Source organism: Streptomyces sp. NPDC001153, from assembly GCF_053598315.1.
The window spans coordinates 13064-33931 of the sequence record NZ_JBSFJZ010000067.1 but is presented as its reverse complement, the minus strand read 5'-3'; the positions used below and the strand labels follow the sequence as shown (position 1 = coordinate 33931).

The 20868-nt window shown below is 75.0% G+C and carries 13 protein-coding genes; 5 read left to right on the top strand and 8 right to left on the bottom strand.

The annotated features are described in order from the left end of the window. Positions 1-31: 31 nt before the first annotated feature. Entirely contained in the window at positions 32-2764 is a 2733-nt protein-coding gene (locus ACWDEN_RS43775; protein ID WP_450863565.1) for an AAA family ATPase, read from the bottom strand. Between the two features lie 99 nt (positions 2765-2863). Beyond that, positions 2864-3139 carry a PqqD family protein gene (locus ACWDEN_RS43770; RefSeq protein ID WP_351612211.1) on the bottom strand — a complete coding sequence of 92 codons (276 nt, stop codon included), beginning with the start codon at positions 3137-3139 and terminating at the stop codon, positions 2864-2866. A gap of 462 nt (positions 3140-3601) precedes the next feature. Here ACWDEN_RS43770 and ACWDEN_RS43765 point away from each other — a divergent pair, with 462 nt between their 5' ends. The 4 genes from ACWDEN_RS43765 (at position 3602) to ACWDEN_RS43750 (ending at position 7539) form a co-directional block, all read left to right on the top strand. Beyond that, entirely contained in the window at positions 3602-3961 is a 360-nt protein-coding gene (locus ACWDEN_RS43765; protein ID WP_351612214.1) for a hypothetical protein, read from the top strand. Positions 3962-4153: 192 nt separating this feature from the next. Beyond that, positions 4154-4699 carry an acyltransferase domain-containing protein gene (locus ACWDEN_RS43760; protein ID WP_450863563.1) on the top strand — a complete coding sequence of 182 codons (546 nt, stop codon included), beginning with the start codon at positions 4154-4156 and terminating at the stop codon, positions 4697-4699. Between the two features lie 435 nt (positions 4700-5134). After that, entirely contained in the window at positions 5135-5365 is a 231-nt protein-coding gene (locus ACWDEN_RS43755) for a hypothetical protein (protein ID WP_351612219.1), read from the top strand. A gap of 53 nt (positions 5366-5418) precedes the next feature. Then, positions 5419-7539 (top strand): condensation domain-containing protein, encoded by a 2121-nt coding sequence (locus ACWDEN_RS43750; RefSeq protein ID WP_450863561.1) that lies wholly within the window; start codon positions 5419-5421, stop codon positions 7537-7539. A gap of 94 nt (positions 7540-7633) precedes the next feature. Here ACWDEN_RS43750 and ACWDEN_RS43745 read toward each other — a convergent pair whose 3' ends face one another. Then, on the bottom strand, positions 7634-7861 hold the full coding sequence (locus ACWDEN_RS43745; RefSeq protein WP_450863559.1) for a hypothetical protein: 228 nt from the start codon (positions 7859-7861) through the stop codon (positions 7634-7636). A 391-nt stretch (positions 7862-8252) separates the two neighbouring features. On the opposite strand from ACWDEN_RS43745, the gene ACWDEN_RS43740 reads away from it, so the two are divergent. Continuing rightward, the gene (locus ACWDEN_RS43740) at positions 8253-9482 is read left to right on the top strand and encodes a helix-turn-helix domain-containing protein (protein WP_450863557.1); all 1230 of its coding nucleotides are present in this window, start codon (positions 8253-8255) and stop codon (positions 9480-9482) included. A 413-nt stretch (positions 9483-9895) separates the two neighbouring features. Here ACWDEN_RS43740 and ACWDEN_RS43735 read toward each other — a convergent pair whose 3' ends face one another. The 5 genes from ACWDEN_RS43735 to ACWDEN_RS43715 all read right to left on the bottom strand — a co-directional run bounded on the left by ACWDEN_RS43735 (position 9896) and on the right by ACWDEN_RS43715 (position 20616). Beyond that, positions 9896-11185, bottom strand: a complete 1290-nt coding sequence (locus ACWDEN_RS43735) for an MFS transporter (protein WP_351612229.1) — start codon at positions 11183-11185, stop codon at positions 9896-9898. Further along, entirely contained in the window at positions 11182-12999 is a 1818-nt protein-coding gene (locus tag ACWDEN_RS43730) for a hypothetical protein (RefSeq protein WP_351612231.1), read from the bottom strand. Before ACWDEN_RS43730 ends, ACWDEN_RS43735 begins: the two co-directional genes overlap by 4 nt. Beyond that, positions 12996-14237, bottom strand: a complete 1242-nt coding sequence (locus ACWDEN_RS43725) for an ATP-grasp domain-containing protein (RefSeq protein WP_351612234.1) — start codon at positions 14235-14237, stop codon at positions 12996-12998. Before ACWDEN_RS43725 ends, ACWDEN_RS43730 begins: the two co-directional genes overlap by 4 nt. A gap of 34 nt (positions 14238-14271) precedes the next feature. Further along, complete coding sequence (locus ACWDEN_RS43720) at positions 14272-15249, bottom strand: TauD/TfdA family dioxygenase (protein ID WP_351612237.1); 978 nt, start codon at positions 15247-15249, stop codon at positions 14272-14274. 75 nt (positions 15250-15324) lie between these two features. After that, positions 15325-20616: an amino acid adenylation domain-containing protein gene (locus ACWDEN_RS43715; RefSeq protein ID WP_450863554.1), complete on the bottom strand. Its 5292-nt coding sequence runs from the start codon at positions 20614-20616 to the stop codon at positions 15325-15327. Positions 20617-20868: the final 252 nt, after the last annotated feature.

Below are 20868 nucleotides of genomic sequence, written 5' to 3'. Positions count from 1 at the left end.
CCAATACGGTCGTGTCGGCAGGGGGAACCCGTCAGTCACCCCTAACCAGTTGCCCGGCCGTGGTGGGCGGGCCGTCGGGGGACAGGTCGAACGGCAGATCGCCGCGTCCGCTGATCTGGAGCTTGCGGTACACCTTCGTCAGGTGCTGCTCGACCGTGCTGACGGTGAGGTAGAGCTTCGCGGAGATCTCCCGGTTGGTCAGGCCCTGTGCCGCGAGCGTCGCCACCCGCTGCTCGGAACTGCTCAGCCTGCTCTCCAGACGTTCCGGCCCCGGTCGCTCGGCATGGTCCGGCGCGGGCTCGCTGAGCGGCGCGTCGGGCAGGATCTCCTTGCACAGCGCGGTCGCGCCGCACTCCTTCGCCAGGTTCCACGCCGCCCTGATCGTCGCCGTCCCCTTCGCCGGCGCGCCCGCCTCCGACTGCCGGGCCCGGCCGAGGTCGGCCATCGCGCGGGCGGTGGCCAGCCGGTCCCCCGACCGGTGCAGTTCGTTCACCGCCTGCTCCAGCAGCGAGACGCGCTGCCGTGCCGAACCGTTGGTCAGCGCCCGCTGGTGCAGCGAGACCCCCCGGACCCACGGCCGGCGGGCGTCCGGCAGCGCCAGCTGCTGCAGCACCAGCCGCTCGGCCTGCTGGGACTTGCCCAGACGCAGCAGTGCCTGGGCGGCGTCGGTGCGCCACGGCAGGCACGCGGGCCGGTCGATGCCCTGGGCCTGCATGATCCGGCCGATGGTGAGGAAGTCGGTGAGCGCGGCCTGCGGCTGGTTGCCCGTCAGGTGGTGCAGGCCGCGGGCGTGCAGGAAGGCGAGCCCGTCCAGGCTGTCCAGCAGGGCCGCCGGCACCGGACGGTCACACAGCCGGGACGCCTCGGTGTAGTGGCCCATGGCACTGTGGGCGCGGATCAGCACCGCCGTCGCCGCGTACGGCAGGGCGCCGCCGCTGCGCTCCGGCAGCGCCGACAAGGCCCGGCTCGCGTAGGCGCGGGCCTCGGCCAGGTCGCCGATGCGCAGCAGCGCCTGTGCGTGCAGCGTGGCGAACACCGCGGCCCAGCCGGGCGCGTCACGCCGTTCCGCGTCCTCCAGCAGGGTGCGGCTCCAGGGGACGGCCCGCTCGGGATGGTCGGACAGCAGCAGCGAACGCAGTGCCTGCACGATGGGTGTCATCGTCGCCTCCGCCGGGCCGGCGGAGCGCAGCAGGCGTTCGGCGGCGCAACCGGAGTCGATCACCACGTCCAGCGGCGAGGCGCCCGGTTCCTCGCCCTCGGGCTCGCCGTCGCCGAGCAGGCGCGCCGCGTCGGTGAGCCGCCCCTGCAGCAGCAGCAACTGGGACAGCGGCTGGGCGCCTTCGCCGTCGAGGCGGCCCTCGCGCAGCGCGGCGAGCGGGCCGGTGACCAGCCGCTCGGCGGCGGCCGGGTCGAAACGCCAGGTGACCTGGGCGAGCCGGATCGCCACACCGTCGCGCCGCAGGTCGTCGGCGCACAGCCGGTGGGCCGCCTCCAGCAGGGCGAGCGCGCCACGGCCGTCGTCCTCGGCGAGCCGGCTCTCGGCCGCGTCGCACAGCAGCTCCGTCTCCTCGGCGGTGGCCGACCGGACCGTACCGGCCAGGGCGGCGGCGGACAGCAGGTGCCCGGCCGCCTCCACCGCCGGACGGCCCTGGTGGTGCAGCAGCAGGGCCGCCCGGCGGTGGAGGGCGGCCAGCGTGGCGGGGTCATGGGCGCCGAGGATCGCGTCGCACACGGCGGGGTGCGCGGAGCCGGCGTCGTTCAGCAGACCCGCGCCGTGCAGGGCGGCCAGGCCCTGTCGTACGGCGGGCGGCGCGATGCCGGCCAGCTCCGCGATCCGCTCCGGCGTGGCGGACTCGCCCAGCAGCGCGGCGGCCTGGGCGACCGTCGCCGCGGTGGCGCCCGCGCGGTGCAGACAGGCGTGGACGGCCTGGACGAAGGGGCCGTCGACGTCCGGGACCGGGCCGGCCGCGCAGCCGTTCGTCGCGGCACCGGCCCGGCCGCCGGGGCTGCGGCGAACGCCGGCCGGTGCCGGCTGCCAGGTCCCGCGCTGCGCCGGTGCGGCGGCTTCGGCGCGGACGGCGGCGGGGCCCGCGGGGGCCGTGAGCGCGTGCTCGTCCAGGAGCGCACGCAGCAGCAGGGGGTTGCCGCCGCTGGTCTCGTACAGCGGTGAGGCGTGTTCGCGGCAGCCCGCGCGTTCGGCCAGCGTGCTCACCTCGGCCGGCCCGAGCCGCTCCAGCCGGATGCGGCGGAACGTCGGCTGGCGCATCAACTCGGTCGTGAACGCCGGGTCACCGGCCTCGTGATGGACCGTGGCTGCCACCACCAGCAGGATGCGGGCGGGCCGTGCGTAGCGGGCGAGGTACTGGACGAAGGCGAGGGACGCGTCGTCGGCGTGGTGGACGTCGTCCACGCACAGCACCAGCGGGCTGCCCTCGCTCATCTCGCGCAGCTCGGCACACAGTGCCTGCAGGTCCTCGGTGCGGGGTGCCCCGTCCGCCGTGTTCTCCCACAGGGCCGGCCCGAGCCGGCCGGCCAGCAGCTGGCGCACCACGCCCCACGCGGACGTGCGCTCGGCCGGGAAGCCCGTCGCGCACAGCACCACGGCCCCCGCGGCCGCGGCCTGTTCGACCAGCAGGTGCACGAGCGTGCTCTTGCCGCAGCCCGTGGGTCCCTCCACCAGGACGGTGCGGGAGAGCCCCTCGGCACAGTCCGTGAAGGAATCCGTCAAGGTCCGTATCGCCGTGGTCCTTCCGACCAACGTCATAGTCGCCCCGTCTCGGTTGGTCCACCCCTAACCTGGACCAGCCTGACCACACCCCCTACAGGTGTGGTGGAGCGGTGGCGGAACGCCGCACATGCCGGGTCAGAGCTCGGTGCGCACCAGACCGGCGTCGCGCAGTTCGTCGACCCACAGATCCAGATCCGCAAGGGTGTTGGCCGGTTCGGTGCCCCACAGCGACGCCAGCATGAGAGCCGCCGCGGGCACATCGCCGCTGTGCCGGCGCAGGGCGAGCCACATCGCCGTGCCGACGGGGCCGCAGCGCACCGCGCGTGCCGGTGCCGACGGCTCCGGCACGATGTCCAGGCGCCCCTGCGCGTCGACGCTGACGCTCAGTCCGGGCATCGGTTGAACTCGCACACGTACCTCCAGCCCGCGAGCGGCCCACGGCTTACCAGGTCGTCGGATTCACACGCGGCGACGTACACCGGAAAACGAAATGCCGTCCGGGGCGCCAGGGCGGTGAGCATCGAAATCAATCCTCGTGCGTGCGGTCGGGCCTGGCAACGGTCCGTACCCCCCTACAAGGTGGTGCGCGAACGCCCTGACGTAGGGGTGTGCTGCGCGTTTCACCACTGCGCCCCCAGCGCCGGGGGCCGGCCGAACGAATCCGGCCGAAAGCAATTCCCGAAAGGCGGGGGTAATTGGCTGAAGGTTTTCGGAATGCGCCGCCGGCTGCTTCACAGAACGTGCGGAAAGGTGAAGCGATTTCCTTGGACCTCACCGAGTTTCACCGGCTCTCCATCACCTCTCCAGTCGCGGCGGCCATGGTGTGAGGGACGGCTGTACGGAGTGACGAACCATGAGGAAGGACCTCTCGTCATGGCGCCCACGTTGACCGAGCCCCTCAGCGGGGTGCTGCACGAACTCCTCACCGCCCGCTGTCTGCGGGAGCGCAACAAGGAACTCGTCCTCGAACTGGTCGCGGCGGGCAACCGGGGCGAGGCCAACCGGCTCACCCGGCACTGGGCGGATCCCGCCGGCCCGGGCGGGCCGGTGCTGCCCGACGGGTTCGGGCTGACGGTCGAGAGCGTCCTCGCCGAGGGTGACGTCGTCGTGCTGCGGGCGACCGCGCGCGCCGGGCGCGAGGCCTGGTCGCTGGTCGCCGAACTCCGCTTCGACTCCGCGGGGCGGGTCGCCCAGTGCCACGACATGCTGGTGCCCGGGGCGGCGGTGAGCTGAACCGGACCGCAACTCCCGTGCGACCCACGGGAGTTCGAGGGTGTCCCGGTCGATTCTCGAGCGGCGGACGTCACCGTCGGCCCCTACCGCCGCACGAGAGGGGGACAGCCGGTGAGGAGGGCGTCCGGCTGGGCCGGGCTATTACGGCGTAATAGTGGAGCGGGCCGTTGCGCCCTGAGGGGCCGGCCCGTCGTGGTCGACGCGGACGGTGACACGGCCGTGCTGTTCACCTCCGGACCGGGGGTCGAGCCAGCCGCGGCGCGGACCCTGTACGGGGCGTTTCCCGAGTTCCGCGCCGAGTTCGACGCGATGTGCCGGGTGGCGGACCGGCGACTGCCGCTGCCGCTGGCCGCCGTCGTGTTCGCCCCCCAGGACGGCGTCGACGCCCGCCTGCTGCACCGCGTCGAGTACCGCCGGACCGCGCTGTTCGCCTACCAGCTGGCGCTGTTCCGGCTGTGGCGGGAGCGGGACGTGCCGCGGATCGCAGCGGTCGCCGGTGAGGGCGCGGGCGCCTGCGCCGCGGCGTGCGCGGCGGGCGTGCTCGGCCCCGACGAGGCGGTACGGCTGCTCGTGTCGGGTCGCCGGCTGCACGAGCACGGCCCAAGCCGCGCCGAACGAGCCCTGCGTGCTGGTGGGTTCGAGCGTGTGCTGCGCTGCGCCCCGGACCACGAGGAGCTCGACGGCACGCTCCCGGCGGGTGGGGTACGGCGGGAGCGTCCGGAATTGCTGGGCGGCTGAGGGCCGCCCGGGCGACGTCGGGGAACGGGCTGGTGGCCGGCACGGTGGCCCGGACACCGCGAGGACGTCCCGCACGGACGAGCGCAGGTCGGGGACGGTTCGCGGGCCGTACGAGCATGGCGTCCGCCGCGTCGAACGAGCCCTGCGCGCTGGTGGGTTCGAGCGTGTGCTGCGCTGCGCCCCGGACCACGAGGAGCTCGACGGCACGCTCCCGGCGGGTGGGGTACGGCGGGAGCGTCCGGAATTGCTGGGCGGCTGAGGGCCGCCCGGGCGACGTCGGGGAACGGGCTGGTGGCCGGAACGGTGGCCCGGACACCGCGAGGACGTCCCGCACGGACGAGCGCAGGTCGGGGACGGTTCGCGGGCCGCTGGAGAAAACGGACGGACGGGACGCGCCGGAGCTAGCGTGGGGAGGCTGAGTGTGAGGGGACGGCCATGGAAGAGCACCACATCGGCCGGCACATACCGCCGCCGGAGACGAAGCCGTACGCCCGCCGGATGCCCAGGACGTCGGCGTGCGGCGGACAGGGGCCGCCGGGGCGCGCCGCGCGGTCCGGAGCATCGCCGCAGGCGCGCCAGCTGACCTCCCCCGCCGCCTGGATCCGCCGCCGGGTGTCCCGTCCCCGCGGCGGATCCGCCAAGCCGTTCCGCCGGCCCGCCGGCTGAGCCGCGGGCGGCGGACGTCCCGCTGCGTACCGGTTGTCCACGAGGGGGAGGCGATGAACGACGGCCGGACCACCGGCGTGTGCGCGGTGATCGACCCCGAGCGGGGCGCTCACGGCGCCCTCCGACTGCACGGGCCACTGGACGCCGCCTGCTTCCACCGGGCCCTGCACCGCATAGCCGAGAGCCGCCCGGACACCCGGCAGGCGGGGCCCCGGCTGCTGCGGCACGGCCCCGACCTGCACACCGTCGTACTCCCCGGCGAGGCCGGTGCGTCGGCGCCCTATCCCGTCGGTCTGCTCGCCGACCTGCTCACCGCCGCCCCCGACTCCGTCCTCGACGGCGGGGCAGGGGCCGGGTCCCCCGGGGGCGCGGGGGACCGGTCCTGCGGGACGCTGCCGCGCACCGAGCCGGTCACCGCCCTGCAGCAACAGCGGCTCGCCGACGCCCTGGCCCGCCCCGACCAGCAGGTCGAGCAGATCGTCTGGCGCTGGTACGGCCCCCTCGACACCGGTCGTTTCGAGGCGGCCTGGCAGGCCGTCGGCGAGCGCGAGAGTGTGCTGCGCACCGGCTTCCTGTGGGACCCCCGGCCGCGCGCCGTGGTCTTCGACCGAGGCCCCCTGGACGTCGTACGCCACCGGCACGGCACGGTGATCCGGCGCGCCGCGCTGCTCGCCCGCGAACGCGCCCGCGCCTTCGACCTGCGCCGCCCCGGGCCGCTGCGGGTGGCGCTGCTGGACAGCGGCCCCGCGGACGCGGCGGCGCCCTTCACCGACGTGCTCGTCACCTATCACCGTGCCCTGCTCGACAGCTGGAGCGTCCGGCTGCTGATGCGCGAGTGCTGTCGCGCCTACCTCGCCGACGGCGTGCTGCCCGGTGGCGAACGCCGTCCCGACCTGGGCGACTGCGCCCGCTGGCTCGGCGCCCAGGACCTCGCACCGGCCGGCGACTTCTGGCGCCGGCACGCGGCCCACAGGGCCCTCGGACCCGCCCACCGGACGACCGCTCCGGTGCCCGCCCGCCCCACCGCCGCCGGTCCCGCCGGCAGCGGTGGCACCGGCGTGCACCGCAGCGCGCTGTCCCCGGCCGAGAGCACGGACCTGGCCCGGTGGGCGGCCCGCTGGGGCGTCGCGGAGAGCAGCGTGCTCCAGGCGGTGTGGGCGATGCTGCAGTACCGCGCGTCCGGCGCCGCCCCCGGGCCCGCCGTCGTCGGCTTCGGCCTGGACTTCCCGGGGCGCGGACTGCTCCTGGAGGGCATCGAGGGCGTGCCCGGCCCCTTCGAGAACGCGCTGCCCGTCACGGTCGCCGTCGACGCGGCGCTCGCCCTGCCCGGGCTGCTGCGCGAACTGCGCGACCGGGCCATGGACATGGCCGCGTACGAATGGGTCGCGGACGGGGCACTGGACCCCGGCACCGGCCGCGGCACCGCGTCCCGGGCCGGCGGCCTGCTCGCCTTCGACTGCGGTCCGCGCCCCGAGGAGACGTACGGCGACGCGCTCGCCGCGCACGGAATCCGCCTCGAGGAGCAGGAGACCGCCGGATCGCCCGCCGGGTACGCCCTGCGGCTGCGCGCCGGCCACGACACGCGACGCGCTCTCGTGGTCACCTGTGTGTACGACCGTGACCTCGTCGACGGTGGAACCGCCCGCACGCTGCTGGCGCACACCGTCCGGCTGCTGCGCCTGCTCCCCGGCGCCGCGACCGGGACCACCACCGTCGGCGACACGCTGGCCTGGCTGCCGGACGACACGACACCCCCCGTGCCGGAGGGCTCCCTCGCCCGGGACGGGGCGCCACTGGTGTCGCTGCGCGGCGCGTCGGCGCCCGCCGCGGCGACCGTGTGCCTCGTCGACGTGCCGGGCGCACCGCGCACGGGCCACTGGGAGCTGGTACGGCACTACCGCGGGCCGGAGGCGCTGACCGCGCTCCGGCTCGTCAGCGGCGGGGACACCGCCACGGCTGGTGCCCTGGGCAGGCTCGCCCGCTCGCGCGGCCGGCTGGTCCTCGGCGGATACTCCGGCGCCGGCGCCCTCGCGTGCGAACTGGCGCGACACGTCACCGGGCCCGGGGTGCGCCCGCCCCTGGTGGTGGTCGGCGGCACCTGCGACGACCCCGACGGGCCCCGGGGCCTGGCGAGGGCCCTGCAGGAGGCGAGCGCGTCACCGGCCTGTGACTGACGGGCCGGGCCTGCGGCCGGGGCGGAATCGGTGGTGCCGGGAACGTGAGATCGGGTGCGCAGGATTCGGGCGCGCACCCTACGCCGGCCGGGACTCAGGCGCTGTGCGTGGCGCGGCCGTTCACGGTCGTGCGGTGGCGGGTGAAGGCGCGTACGGCGGCCCAGGTCGCCGATGCGGCCCCGGCCGGCGAGACCGCCGAGGCGAGCGAGGCCATGAGGAGGGTGTCCGAGGCATCGAGGGCCTGTACGGGGGACTGGGCGGGGGCGGGGACCGGCACGAGGGCGACCGGGCGGGGGTGGTGCCGGGTCGGGGTATGCATCATGATCACCTCTACGGCCAGTCGATGTCGTCGTCGGAGGGCGCACCGCGCGTCGGTCCCGGTCGGCCGGTGCGGCCCTCGCGGGCAGCATGGCGGGCAGGAACCGACTGCTTCATGTACGACTCCCGTGGACACGGACGGGAACAGCTCCCGTGACAGAGGACGGGCTGGTGCGCAGGCACCGCCGCTGACGCTTGAGATGCTGCCCGTATCCGGTAAAGACCCGCTCGAGGAACGCATGAGAGCCTCGTGAGGTTCGCACGAGGCCCAGGGCACGGCGCCTGGCAAAACATTGCCCGGCTGTTGCCCGTCCCCCTACGCTCGTTGCGGCTTTCGGTGGCTCGCCCGTCCCGCCCCACGGCCACCCACTCGTTCGTCCCCAGGGAATGGTCACATGCTGCAACAGCCCGCGTTCGGCAGCCGTCTGAGGAAACTGCGCCAGGCCCGCGGGCTGTCCCAGACAGCGCTCGCGGGAGACGGCATGTCCACGGGATATCTCTCCCGGCTGGAGTCCGGCGCCCGCCAGCCCACCGAGCGGGCCGTCGCCTACCTCGCCGAACGGCTCGGCCTGGAGGTGGCGGACTTCGAGGAGCCCGCGGGCGGTTCGCTCGCCAACGCGCTGTCGCTGGTCGCCTCCACCGGCTCCGGCGCGGCGCTGGAGACGCTCCGCGAGGCCCTGGCCGCCGAGGGACACGAGGCGCCGGTGCTGCGCTGGCAGGCGCTGTGGCAACTGGCCCGGCAGCGGCGGCTCCAGGGCGACCACGCCGGCGAACGGGAGTACCTGGAGGAGCTGGTGCAGCTCGGCGACGCGGTCGGGCTGACCGCGCTGCGGGTGCGCGGGCTGACCCGGCTCGCCCGCTGCCTGCGTTCGCTCGGTGACATCAACGAGGCCATCGACGCCGCGATGACCGCCCACCATCTCGCCCGCGAGGACCATCTGGACGTGGAGGACCGTGCCGCGGTGCTGCTGGCCCTGGTCTCGGTGGAGGGCGAGGCCGGCCGGACGCCGGACGCGCGAGCCCACGTCGACGAGCTGGTCGAGCTGGTCGCGGGCCGGTCGGACGCGCTGTGGGCGGAGGCCATGTGGACCGCGGCGGCGGTGCGTGTCCGGCAGGGCGACCACGCCGCGGCCCAGGGCTACCTGGAGGAGGCGCTGGAAAAGTTCGCCAGCGGGGAGGACCTGGTGCTGTGGCTCAGGCTCAGGCTCACGGCCGGCCGGCTGCACCTGGAGAAGCTGCCGCCGGACCCCGAGGCCGCCGAGCGGTGCCTCACGGCCGCCGAGTCGGCGCTCGCGTTCGTCGGCACACCGGGACTGCGCCAGCAGCTGACCGCGCTCAAGGCCGACCTCGCCTTCGTCACCGCCCGGTACGACGACGCCCGCGTCCTGCTCGGCGAACTCGCCCTGGCGGAGCCCCGGATGACCTACCGGGAGCGGGTACAGATGGACATCCTGCGCCACCAGCTGCTCATCCGCTCCGGTGACGACCGCGGTATCCAGGGCCTGCGGGCCCTCGCCGAGCAGGCCCAGGCCGATGCCAACATCGACCTGGCCGCGCAGATCTGGCGCATCCTCGCGGAGTCCCTGGCCCAGTCGGCCACGGAACGCGGCTCGACGGCGGTGTGATCCGCCGTTCGCCGGCGCACGGCGAGGCCGTGAGACCCGTGGTCCGGTGCTCGGCCGGCGGATGCCGGTGGTCCGGCGGTCGGCGGACAGGCCCTGGTCTGAGCCGCTCGGCAGTGGACCGCTGCTCGTGGGGCCGGACCGGTCGGCGGGGTCGGCGCTCAGTGGTGCTTGCCACTCGCCGGGTGCGCGGAACGTTCGGCGCGCGGTGTCCGGGGAGGCTGTGGGTCCGGGGTTTGGTGGTGGGCCGGCGGATGCCTGTGGCCTGGTGGTCGGCGGATGGGCCGTGGTCCGGGCTGCTGGGCTGCGGGCCGCTGCTTGCGGGGCCGGGCCGGTCGGTGAGGGTCCGGTGGGGGTGGTCGCGGGTTTCGGGGCGGGGGCGCTCGCAGGCGGCCCCGTGCTGTCCGGCGGGGCGGTCAGCGGGTTGCCGGCTCCGGTGCCGGTGACGTCGGGAGGGTCGGTGCCGGACCCGTCGTCAACGACCTCACCTGGCGGCTGCACAGTGCCGCCGCCGTCACCAGGGCCACCAGCGTCGCACCGGCCAGCAGGGTGGTGTGGATGCCGAGGTGGCCCGCCAGGGGCCCCGCGGCCATCTCGCCCAGGGGCAGGGCCACGAAGGAGCCGAGCGCGTCGTAGGCGTAGACGCGGGCCAGCCGGTCGGCGGGGATGTTCTCCTGCAGGGAGACGTCCCAGGCGACCCCGAACTGTTCCAGGGCCAGCCCGTTGGCGAACATCGCGACCGTCAGCAGCAGGGCGCCCGGTGCCTCGGCCAGCACGACCAGCGGGACCGCCTCGACCGCAACCAGGGCGACGCCGAGCAGCAGGGCACGCCGGATGCGGGAGCGGGCCGCGAGGATTCCGCCGGCCACGGCACCCGCCATCTGCGCGGCCAGCACGGTGCCCCACGCCCCGCGGCCGAAGGTGTCGTCGGCGACGACCGGGCCGAGCACCTGCACGCCGCCCGCGACCACCGCGTTGACCACCATGAACTGCAGGACCACGATCCACACCCACGCGCGCGAGGTGAACTCCCGCCAGCCTTCGCGCAGTTCCTGCAGGGGGCGCGTCGGGCCGGCGGCTCCGGTCTCCTTCGCGGGCGTGGCGTTCACGCCGAGGAAGCACAGAGCCGCGCCGCAGAACGCCACCGCGTTGCCCGCGAGCCCCCAGCCGGGTCCGAACACCGCGGCCACCACGCCGGCCAGCGAGGAACCGGCGATCGCGCCGAGGTTGGTGCCCATCCGCATCACGGCGTTGGCCGGCCGGATCAGCCCGGTGGGCACCGTCTGCGGGGTGAGCGCGGCGGACGCGGGCAGGGACAGTGCGGCGAGGGCCCCGTTGACGGCACTCAGCACAACCAGCAGCGGGATCGACGCCGCGTGCAGCAGTACGCTCGCGGCGATCGCGGCCTGGACACCGGCGGCGGCCAGCGCCGAGCCCTGGAGCACCAGCGTGCGCCGCACCCGGTCGGCGACCACCCCGCCGATCAGCAGCAGCGCCACGTTGGCGAGCGAGCGCGCGCCGACCACCAGGCCCAGGTCCGTGGTGGACCCGGTCGTGTCCAGGACGGCGAAGGCGAGGGCCACCGGAGCCATGGCGTTGGCGAAGTACACCAGGAGCCGGCCGGCCGCCAGCCGCCGGAAGGGGCGGTGCGCGAGCGGCGCCCACGAACTGCCCCGAGCCGGGTCCCCGGCCGCCGTCTGCGTCATCGTCGTCCTTCCTCCGGATGCAGCGTGAAGTGCACCCGGGACACGGAGATGCCCAGGTCCTGTACGGCGTACGGGCAGAAGTAGTAGGCCTGCGGGGTCGCCTCGCGGGACGGTGTGATCGTGAACTCGGCGTGCACCCGCTCGCCGGCCCGCTCCGCCCGCACCCGGCGCAGCACCGGGCCGACCTTCGCGTCGAGGTACACCGGCAGCACGATGCCCAGGTTCACCGTCCCGGCGCGGCGCGCCTCGGCCTCGACCACCACGTGGAGGGTACCGCCGGCCGTCACCCGCTCCGCCGCCTTCACCGTCAACTCGGCTGAATCGGCGAGGGAGTTGGCGACATCGCCGCAGCGCGGGCAGACCACCTGCACCGTGTCGGTGACCACCGGCACCCGGCCGCGCCGCCGGTAGGCGACGAGCGGGCGGCCGCAGGCGCACGGGGTGTCCAGGGCGGCGGGCTCCTCGGCCACGCTGCGTTCGCCGAAGTAGGTGGGGAACTGCAGGACCGGGTCGTCGTGGTGCCTGGCGAAGCGCTGGGCGAGGGCCAGGTCCAGGGAGGTGGTCTCCCTGGCGACGGCGGCGAGCGCCTCCTCGGCCTCCGGCGACTTCACCACCGTACGCACCACGTCGTGCAGCAGGGTGTCCGACAGTGCCCGCAGCCGGGGCCGCAGCGGATGGTCCGGGCCGAGCAGACCGCTGTCCAGCAGGCCGGACAGCCGGGCGCCGAGGGTGTGCAGGGGCAGCGGTTCCGCGGTCGGCTCCGGTGTCGCGTCCGCGTCCGGTCCGGGCTCCGCCCCGGAGGACCGCAGGCCCGCCTGTACGAACGCCGGGTACGGATTGATGTCCCGCAGACGCTCGTTGACCGCTTCGACGGTGCCGTCCGCGAGCCAGGCCAGGTTCTCCGGGCGCTGGCCGTCGCAGGCGGTGAGGGTGGCCACCACCGTCTGCGCCGGGCCGTCCAGGGCGTTCAGCAGGATCAGGTACTTCGGGTCGTACATGGCGTGCCCGGCGAGGGCGCCGCTGAAGCAGTTGGCCAGGACCAGTTCGGCCGTCCGGATCGCGCGGGCCGGGATCAGCTTGTCCATGGGCTTGGTGCAGCCCAGGCCGTAGGCGCACTTGGGGCCGGGGGCGCCGGGCAGGGCCGGGACCGGGCTCGCCCCGCACAGGGTGAACAGGCCCAGGTTCAGCTGGTCGTCCTTGCCGTTGCCGTGGAACAGCACCCGGCGCCACACCCGGCCCAGCGCCAGCTCCTTGACGTCGACGCGGCGCACGTCCTCCGCGCCGCACCACACGTCCGCGCCCGGCACCGGTGCCGCCGCGTCCAGCTCGGAGACGACGCCCACCGCGGCGCCCGGGGCGGCCCGGGCGTACTGCTTGGCCACCACCCAGCTGAGGCTGTGCACGTCCCGGCCGGTCAGCAGGAACAGCGGCCTCGACGAGCGGTACGCGGCCTCGACGAGCGGTTGCAGCTCGTCGCCACGCAGGTGGCCGTAGGTGCCGGCGAGCAGCACGGAGCCGTCCTCGGGCAGCGCCGCCGGGTCGGTCACCCAGTGGCGGGCCAGAGGGGTGAGCAGGGCGCGCAGCGCCCCGGGCAGCTCGTCGGCGCCGAACAGGACGCCGGTGTCCGCGGCTTCGGGGCTGCGCCGGCCGGCGTAGACCTGTTCGGCGAGCGCGATGCCGTCCAGCAGGTCGGTACGGCCGCCGGTCCACACCGGCAGCGGACCGTCGCCGGCCGCGCCCGCCGCCACGGCCCCGGCGTAGTCGTCGAGTGCGCCGTACGGGACGAACAGCGGCCCTGCCGCCGGGGCGTTCACGACTCGTCCACCTTCAGCTCGAAGTGGCGCAGCACGGCGTGCATCCGCTCCTCCACCTCGTCGGCGGTGGCACCCTCGACGTGCACATAGCCGGTGGAGGCGTGCGAGGCGCGCGGCGGGTCGAGGACGTCGCCCGGCGCGGCGGTCAGCCGGGCGCCGATCACGCCGGGCAGCCGCAGCAGTTCCTCCTCGGAGGTGATGTGGACGACGCGGCCGGGTGCGGTCGGCAGCAGCAGGTCGCCGACGGCACGGTCGAGGGTGTACTCGGGCACCGGCACCCGGTCGACGTAGGTGTCGAGGATGACGTGCAGGAAGTCGAAGCCGTAGGCGAGGCCGTGGTTCATCGGCACCTCGCAGCCGCTGAGCCGGGCCGCGACCTCGCTCATCACGAACTCGCCGTCGTCGGTGAGGAAGAACTCGCCGTGCAGGTAGCCGTAGGGAATGCCGAGGCCGTCGGTGAGCCGCTGCGCCAGCGCGCGGGCGTCGACCGGGATCTCCTCGCCGGGCGCGTAGGTGATGTTGGCGTTGATCTTGCCGTCCAGGACCTCCAGGATCGGCACCGGGTTCTTCGACAGGTAGGCGTCCAGGACCACCCCGCGGGCGACGACCGCGCACAGCTGGAACTCCCGGCCCCGGATGTACTCCTCGGCCATCCAGTCGAGGCCCGGGTCGAGCGGTGGTACGTCCGCGAGGTCCTGCGGGGAGTCGAGGCGGTAGGTGCCGATGCAGGAGTCGGAGTCGACGGGCTTGAGGATCACCGGCCAGCCGTGTTCGTCGCCGAACGCGACGACGTCCTCCAGGGCGTGCACGGGGCGGTAGGCGGCGTGCGGGATGCCGAGTTCGGCGTACCGGTCCTTCATCGTCATCTTGTTGCGCACCCAGCCCACCTGTTCCTCGCTCAGGTGCGGCAGGTCCACCAGGGCGGCGAAGCGCTGGGCGGTGGCCTGCAGCGCCTCGTTGGGGTTGCAGAAGTGGGTGGGCCGGGGCAGCCCCTTGGTGCCCTTCATCCAGCGCAGGTAGCGGGCGGCCTCGTCCTGCAGGGACGCGGAGGTGTCCAGGGTGAACGTCGGCACGTGCGCGGTACGGGCGATGTAGTCCTCGGTCAGCTGGACGGTGTCGAAGCGCAGCAGGACGACGTCGACGTCGTCGCGGGCGAGGACGTGGTCGGTGAAGGTGGCCCGGCGGCTCTCGACGAGCAGGACGGCGGGGCGGGCGGTGGGGGTGCCGGTGGTGTGCATGGTCGTCTCCAAGTCTGCTGGGGCGCGCGGGAGTTCAGCCGATGACCCGGGTGGAGCCGTCGAGTCGGCCGGGGCGGGTGCGGCGCAGGTCGCGGACGAGGTTGACCCGCTTCAGCCAGCGGTCGCCGCCGTCGAACCCGGCGCGGAAGGAGCGCCGGCCGTGCACCACGTTGCGGTTGTCGACGAAGCAGATCCCGCCGGTGGGAACGACCACGTCGGTGAGGTTGGCATCGAGGTGGGCGATGATGTGGGCGAGGGCCTCGGCGGCCTCCGGATCGCCGTCCTGGGCGCGGAAGAAGTCCCGGTCGACACGGAGCACCGGCTGGTCCGGATGGCCCTCCAGGACGGGCACCGGCTCCGGGACGAAGGCCCCCTCGGCGAACTCGTGCGCGGAGTCCGGCAGGGCCACGAAACGCGGCTGTGACAGCACCGCGCGGATCCGGGCGGGCAGCCGGTGCACGTCGACGTGGGCGACGGTCGTCGGCACCCCGCTCTCGTTGCGCAACGCGAACAGACCCACCCAGTCCGCCCGGTACGGCGAGAACGCGTCCTCGGTGTGCCAGGCCAGCTCCAGTTCGCTGGAGGCGGAGATCAGGCTCTTCTCGAAGCCCTTGCTCGGCAGGATGTCGGTCACCAGCCGGCCGTCCTGCTGGGTGGCCCAGCCGGTGACATCGCCCAGCAGGGCCGCGTACAGCACGAGCAGGAAGCCGTGGACCTGGCTCGCGTCGGTGTTCGCCTCCCGCCAGTGCCGGGGGGTGGCGCCGAGCGCCGCCTGGTCGACCAGGTTGCCGCAGACCAGGGTGACATGGGTGGTCTCGTCGCGCCGCGCCGAGTTCAGGTGGCGGCGCACGGTCAGCGGCAGCTCGTGCGCGAGCACGGGCGCCTCGTCCAGGAACCGCGGGTCGTCCGCCGCCTTGTACGACTCCAGGCAGGCCGCGGCCAGCGCGTGCGCGGCGCGGGCCTCGCGGGGGGTGAGGTCGAGGACGTGGTGGCGGTCGTCGGTGGCGGTCATGGGATCCTCCGGGAAAGCGCGTCGTCGGTGGCTGCGGGGGTGCTCGCGGGAACGGTCGCCGGGCCGGCCGCCGACCTAGAACGGGTCGCCGAGCTGCTCGTTGATGTGATCGAGACACAGCTCGTAGATGTCCTCGGCGTGGGTCTCGTACCAGCCCTCGGGGACGAAGGCCGTCGCGGGCCACAGGGCGCGGTGCCCGGTCGCGTCGGCGAGTACGACGAAGGTGGCGAACTCGTCGGCGAACGGGTCGTCGGCGGCCGGGCCGTCCAGCACCCGCAGGTTGCCGTCCTCGTCCAGGCGCGCGGCGCGGCCGGTGCGCCACATGCGGGCGGTGCTGCCGTCCCGGCCGCCGAACGGGTCGGGCAGGAACCGTTCACCGCTGGCCCCGGGAGCCCCGGCGTAGCCCTGGGCGACGCCCGCGCCCGCGATGTACAGGGACCCGGTCTCGCCCGGGGCCACCGGCCGCAGCAGCGGGTCGAGGAGGTAGGCGCGGTATCCGGGGGCGGGCCGGGCCGCGGCGCCGGGCACCCGCTCCACGACGAGCCTGCCCTCGGCCCAGCCACCGCTGACGGTCAGCGCGGCGCCCTCGGTCCGGGCCAGCGCCATCAGCGCGCACAGCACGTCGTCGGCGCCGCCCAGCACCACCCGGGCCCCCCGCTGCCGCAGCCAGCCCAGCACCTCGTGCGGCACGTCCTGGCTCAGCGAGCCGTCCGGCACGTGCACGCGGGCGCCGCAGGCCAGGGCGCTCAGCAGCCCGATCGCCGCGTCCCCGTCCGGGTAGCCGTGCACCAGCCAGGCCGCGTCGGCGGGTGCGGCCAGCGTCGCCGCGGCGACCGCCTCGCTGCCCACCGCGACCGTGCCGTCCTCGCCGGGCACCAGCAGCAGCGGGTCACCGGCGCGCAGCGGCCGGGTCCGGTCGGCGTCGGCCACCGGCCAGTGCCCGGCCGGCGGCAGCCGGTCGGCGGCACCGTCGCGGACCAGCCGGGCCGCGCCGGGCACGGCGGGCAGCAGCAGGTCGGCGGTCTCGTCGAGCAGCAGCACCGCCGGGCGCAGCGACTCGGCGAGGTCCAGCGACGGGTCGGCCGGCAGCAGCGCGGCACCGGTCTTCGCCACGGCGACCGCGGCCACCGCGAACCCGGCCGGCGAGGACAGGGCGGTGAGCACACAGGTGCCCGGGCCCGCCTTGTGCTCGATGAGCGCGTGCGCCAACAGGTCGGAACGGGCGTCGAGTTCGGCGTAGGTCAGGCCGGCCAGCGCGAGCGCCTCGGGGGCCCGCGCCACCTGGGCCGCGAACAGCGCGGCCACGTCCTGCTCCGCGAGCGGCACCTGCGCACCCGCCCACACCCCGCTCCCGGCGGCCTGGCCGGGCAGCAGCCGCAGCCGGCTGAGCGGGGTGGCAGGCGTGTCCAGGGCGGACCGCAGCAGGGCGGTGAGCTGGCCGGTGAGCGAGGCGGCGGCCGTCTCGCCGACCGTCTCGTGCCGGAAGACGGCGGTGACGGTGATGCCGGCCGGGACGCCGGCGGGGCTCTGCCGCTCCGTCAGCGTCAGCCCCAGGTCGGCGGCCGGGGCCGGCGGCGTGCAGTGCTCGGCCTGCACGGACAGCCCGGCCGCCTCGAACCGGGCCGCGCACTCCTGGAGCACGGTCAGCGCGACCCCGCCGGGCAGCGCCGCCAGCGCCGCCTCGCCGTCCCGGTAGGCCGCCAGGTCCCGCTCGCGGACCCGGCGCAGCAGCTCGGTGAAGGCCGGGTCGCCGGAGGTGTCCACCGACAGGGCCAGGACCCGGCCGAAGGGGCCGACCGCCTCGCGCAGCGCGGCGGTGTCCCGGGCCGGGACGGGCGCGGCCACGGTGACCCGGCCGGATGCGCCGAGCCGGGTCAGCAGTGCGGCGAGCGCGGCGTGCACCACCATGAACAGGGTGGTGCCGTGCTCGGCGGCGAACCGGGTGAGCCGGGCGTGCAGTTCCTCGTCCAGTTCGGCTTCCAGGGTGCCGTGGGAGGCGTCGCCGGCCTGCGGCGCGCTGCCCGGCAGCGGGGTGGGCGGCACGTCCCCGAAGAGGGCGCGGGGCGCCGCGTCCAGCCCGGCGGGGGAGCGGTGCGGGGTGTCACCGGTGGCCCGCGCTCCGTAGGCCCGGGCGAGTTCGGCGGCCAGCGGCAGGCGGGACCACGGGTCGACCGAGCCGGCGGGCAGGGCCAGTTCCAGCAGGTGGTCGTCGGCGGAGAGGGTGCGCAACCGGGTGCCGGCCGCGCCGAGCCGGGAGTTGCGCAGCGCCTCGTGGCGCCGGCCGAGGTCGACCAGGGCCGCCTCCAGGGCGCGGGAGTCCAGCGCGCCGCGCAGCCGCAGCGAGAACTCCGCGCTGTCGCCCGCCGTGGCGCCCGGCCCGGTCGCCACGGCGGCGCAGTCGCCGACGAGCGTGGCGAACGCGGCCGGGGTCGGCGCCTCGTACAGCGCCCGGCTGCCCGGGTCGGCGCCCAGCGTCTCGCGGGCCCTGGACAGCAGCCGGGCCGCCGCCAGCGAGTGGCCGCCGATGCGGAAGAAGTCGGAGTCCGCGTGCACCTTGTACCGGGGCAGGCCCACCACCTCGGCGAACAGATCACGGACGATCTCCTGGATCGGTGTGCCGGGCTGGGTGCCGGGACCCTCGGCGGTGATGGCCGGCGCGGGCAGGGCCTTGCGGTCGATCTTGCCGTTGGCGTTCAGCGGCAGGGCGTCCATGGTCGTCAGCGCGGAGGGGATCATGTAGTCCGGCAGCCGTTCCTGGAGGTGGGTGCGCAGGGCGACTTCCAGGTCGCCGGTGCGGTCGAAGGCGGTCGGGGTGTTGGCACAGCTCACGGCGTCGGCGACGGGGGCCGCGTACACACCGGTGAGCGGGCCGGCGGGGATCCGGTCGGGGTCGAGGAAGACCACGTCCAGGAGTTCGGGGCTTTCGCCCCAGGTGGGCAGGGCCCGGTAGCCGAGGCGTTCGGCGGCCTCGCACAGTGCCTCCGGGTCGGGTGCGGGTGCGTCCTGGGCGGCCAGGTCGATGCTCTCGCGCGGGTCGTAGAGGGAGTGCATGGCCGTGTACTCGTCGTGCACCCGGCGGTTGGGCACGCCGGCCAGGCGCAGCATCGCGGGCCGCTCGGCCGCCAGGCGGTGCTCCGCCTCGGCGGCGCTGGAGATGTCCAGGCCCCAGCGGGCGACGGGCGCGGTGGCGAGGTCGGCGACCGGTTCGGCCGTGCAGAGCACCGCCTCGTAGCGGTAGCGGGTCAGCTCGTTGTGGTGCACGCCCCGCTTGGCGCGTACGTCGACCGCGCGCACGGCGGGCAGGTCCCGGGCGAGGGTGTCGAACAGGGCGGGGGAGAGCAGCAGTTCGGTCTCCCCGGCGACCTGCTGGTCGATGGTGCGGCGCAGCGCCTCGCGGTCGCCCCGGGCCGCGCCGGGCCGGGCCAGCGCGATGCCGGTCTGGAAGCAGCGGGCGAGATCGAGGTTGCGCAGGTCACCGAGGAGCAGCGAGCCGCCCGGGGCGAGCAGCGGCAGGGCCCGCTCGACGACGGTGCGCAGGTAGGCGAGGCTCGGGAAGTACTGGATCACCGAGTTGACGACGATCGTGTCGAAGCGGCCGGCGGGCAGCCCGGTGGTGTCCTCGGCGCCCCGGCAGTCGAGCCGGACCTTGCCCTTCAGCACCGGGTCGCCCTCCACCTGGGCGCTGAGCGCGGCGACGACGGCGGGGGAGAAGTCGGTGGCCCAGTACTCCTGGACCTCCTCGTCGCGGGCGAGGTGGGCCATCAGCAGTCCGGTGCCCACGCCGATCTCCAGGACCCGGCGGCGCGGGAGCTCGCGGATCCGGTCGAGGGTGGCGTTCTGCCACTCCCGCATGTGCTCCAGCGGGATCGGCAGGGCGTCGTAACTGCTGTTCCAGCCGGTGAAGTTGTCGCCCAGCCCGGCGGCCGCCGCGTCGTCGTAGAGCGCCTCGTAGATCTCCTTCCACTCGGTGATCTGCGCGTCCTCCTCCGCCGCCGCGGCCGGGGCGGCCGGTACGACGTGCGCGACCAGGCGCTTGTCGCCGTCCTCGGTCTCGTGCAGGGACACCGCGGCGGCGGACACGGCCGGGTGGGCGGTCAGCACCGACTCGATCTCGCCGAGTTCGATGCGGAAACCGCGCAGCTTGATCTGGTTGTCCACCCGGCCGACGAACTCCAGCGCGCCGTCTTCGCCCACCCGCACCACGTCGCCGGTCCGGTACAGCACGCCACCCGTGCCGGTGAAGCGGTCCTCGACGAACCGCTGCGCGGTCAGCTCCGGGCGGTGCAGGTAGCCGCGGGCCACGCCCGGCCCGCCGAGCAGGAGTTCACCGGTGCCGCCCGGGGCGACCGGGGTGTCGTCGGCGTCCACGACCACGGCCGTGGTGGCGCCGATCGGCCGGCCGATCGGGATCGTACGGTCGCCCTCGGCGGGCTCGCTGACCTGGTGCCAGGTGGCGAACGTCGTCGTCTCGGTCGGCCCGTACACGTGCAGCAGCCGCTCGGGCGCGCCGGCCGCGAACACCTCGCGCACCCGGCGCGGGTCGCAGGCCTCGCCGCCGAACAGGACGGTGCGCAGCGGCGCGAAGGCGGCCGGCCGTTCCCGGGCGATCAGGTTGAACAGGGCGGTCGTCAGGAAGATCACGGAGATGCCGTGGGCGCGGACCGCGTCCTGGAAGCGGCCCGGGTCGGTCACGGTGTCCTTGCCGAGGCCGACCAGCCGGGCGCCCGCGGTGAGCGTCGTCCACACCTCGAAGGTGACCGCGTCGAAGGCGGGATTGGCGGCCTGGGCCACCACGTCGGCGGGGGTCAGCCGCAGGTAGTCGGTGGACCGTACGAAGTCCAGCACCGCGCGGTGCGGTACGACGACGCCCTTGGGGGTGCCGGTGGTGCCGGAGGTGTAGCAGACGTAGACGGCATCGTCCGGGCCGGCCGTCCGCTCGGGCAGGGCGTCGGAGCGCCGGGCGATCTCGGGGGCCTCGGCGTCCAGGGCGACGACCACCGTGTCCAGGCCCGCGTAGTCCGCGGCGTCCGGCCCCTCGGTCAGCACCGCGGCGGCCGCGCTGTCCCGCACGATCAGCCGGCGCCGCTCGGCCGGGTTGGCGGGGTCGACCGGCACGTAGGCGGCGCCGGCCCGCACGATCCCGAGGAACGCGGTGACCATCTCCGGACCCGGCCGCAGCGATGTCAGCACACGGTCGCCGTGGCCGACACCGCGGGCGCGCAGATGAGCGGCGAGGCGGTTGGCCGCGCGGCTCAGCTCTCGATAGGTGAGGCGGCCGCCGCGGCCGTCGGCGTGCTCGGGGTAGTCGACCGCGATCGCGTCGGGCCGCTCGTGGACCTGCTGCTCGATGAGGCCGGAGATGGACATCAGTACCCGCTCCTTACGACAGCGCCTTCCGGCTTGGCAAAACCTTGCCTGAATACTGGCAACGGCATCTTGAAGCGGTGTCTCGGAACGGTGGAGCGGCGATGGAACCACAGGTGGCGCGGGTGGATTGTTGCCAAGCCGAGGGACGGGAGTTGCCAAGTCCGGCACGGGACGGACTGTCCCGGCATGCGAAAGCGGCTGTGCCGCGGAGGAAGGGTCCTCCGCGGCACAGCCGCTTCAGGGGAAGGGGAC

Bases quoted from the DNA above. Each gene is read 5' to 3' on its own strand.
- ACWDEN_RS43775 (WP_450863565.1), bottom strand. From the start codon at position 2,764: ATGACGTTGGTCGGAAGGACCACGGCGATACGGACCTTGACGGATTCC.
- ACWDEN_RS43765 (WP_351612214.1), top strand. From the start codon at position 3,602: ATGGCGCCCACGTTGACCGAGCCCCTCAGCGGGGTGCTGCACGAACTC.
- ACWDEN_RS43755 (WP_351612219.1), top strand. From the start codon at position 5,135: ATGGAAGAGCACCACATCGGCCGGCACATACCGCCGCCGGAGACGAAG.
- ACWDEN_RS43750 (WP_450863561.1), top strand. From the start codon at position 5,419: ATGAACGACGGCCGGACCACCGGCGTGTGCGCGGTGATCGACCCCGAG.
- ACWDEN_RS43745 (WP_450863559.1), bottom strand. From the start codon at position 7,861: ATGATGCATACCCCGACCCGGCACCACCCCCGCCCGGTCGCCCTCGTG.
- ACWDEN_RS43740 (WP_450863557.1), top strand. From the start codon at position 8,253: ATGCTGCAACAGCCCGCGTTCGGCAGCCGTCTGAGGAAACTGCGCCAG.
- ACWDEN_RS43735 (WP_351612229.1), bottom strand. From the start codon at position 11,185: ATGACGCAGACGGCGGCCGGGGACCCGGCTCGGGGCAGTTCGTGGGCG.
- ACWDEN_RS43725 (WP_351612234.1), bottom strand. From the start codon at position 14,237: ATGCACACCACCGGCACCCCCACCGCCCGCCCCGCCGTCCTGCTCGTC.
- ACWDEN_RS43720 (WP_351612237.1), bottom strand. From the start codon at position 15,249: ATGACCGCCACCGACGACCGCCACCACGTCCTCGACCTCACCCCCCGC.
- ACWDEN_RS43715 (WP_450863554.1), bottom strand. From the start codon at position 20,616: ATGTCCATCTCCGGCCTCATCGAGCAGCAGGTCCACGAGCGGCCCGAC.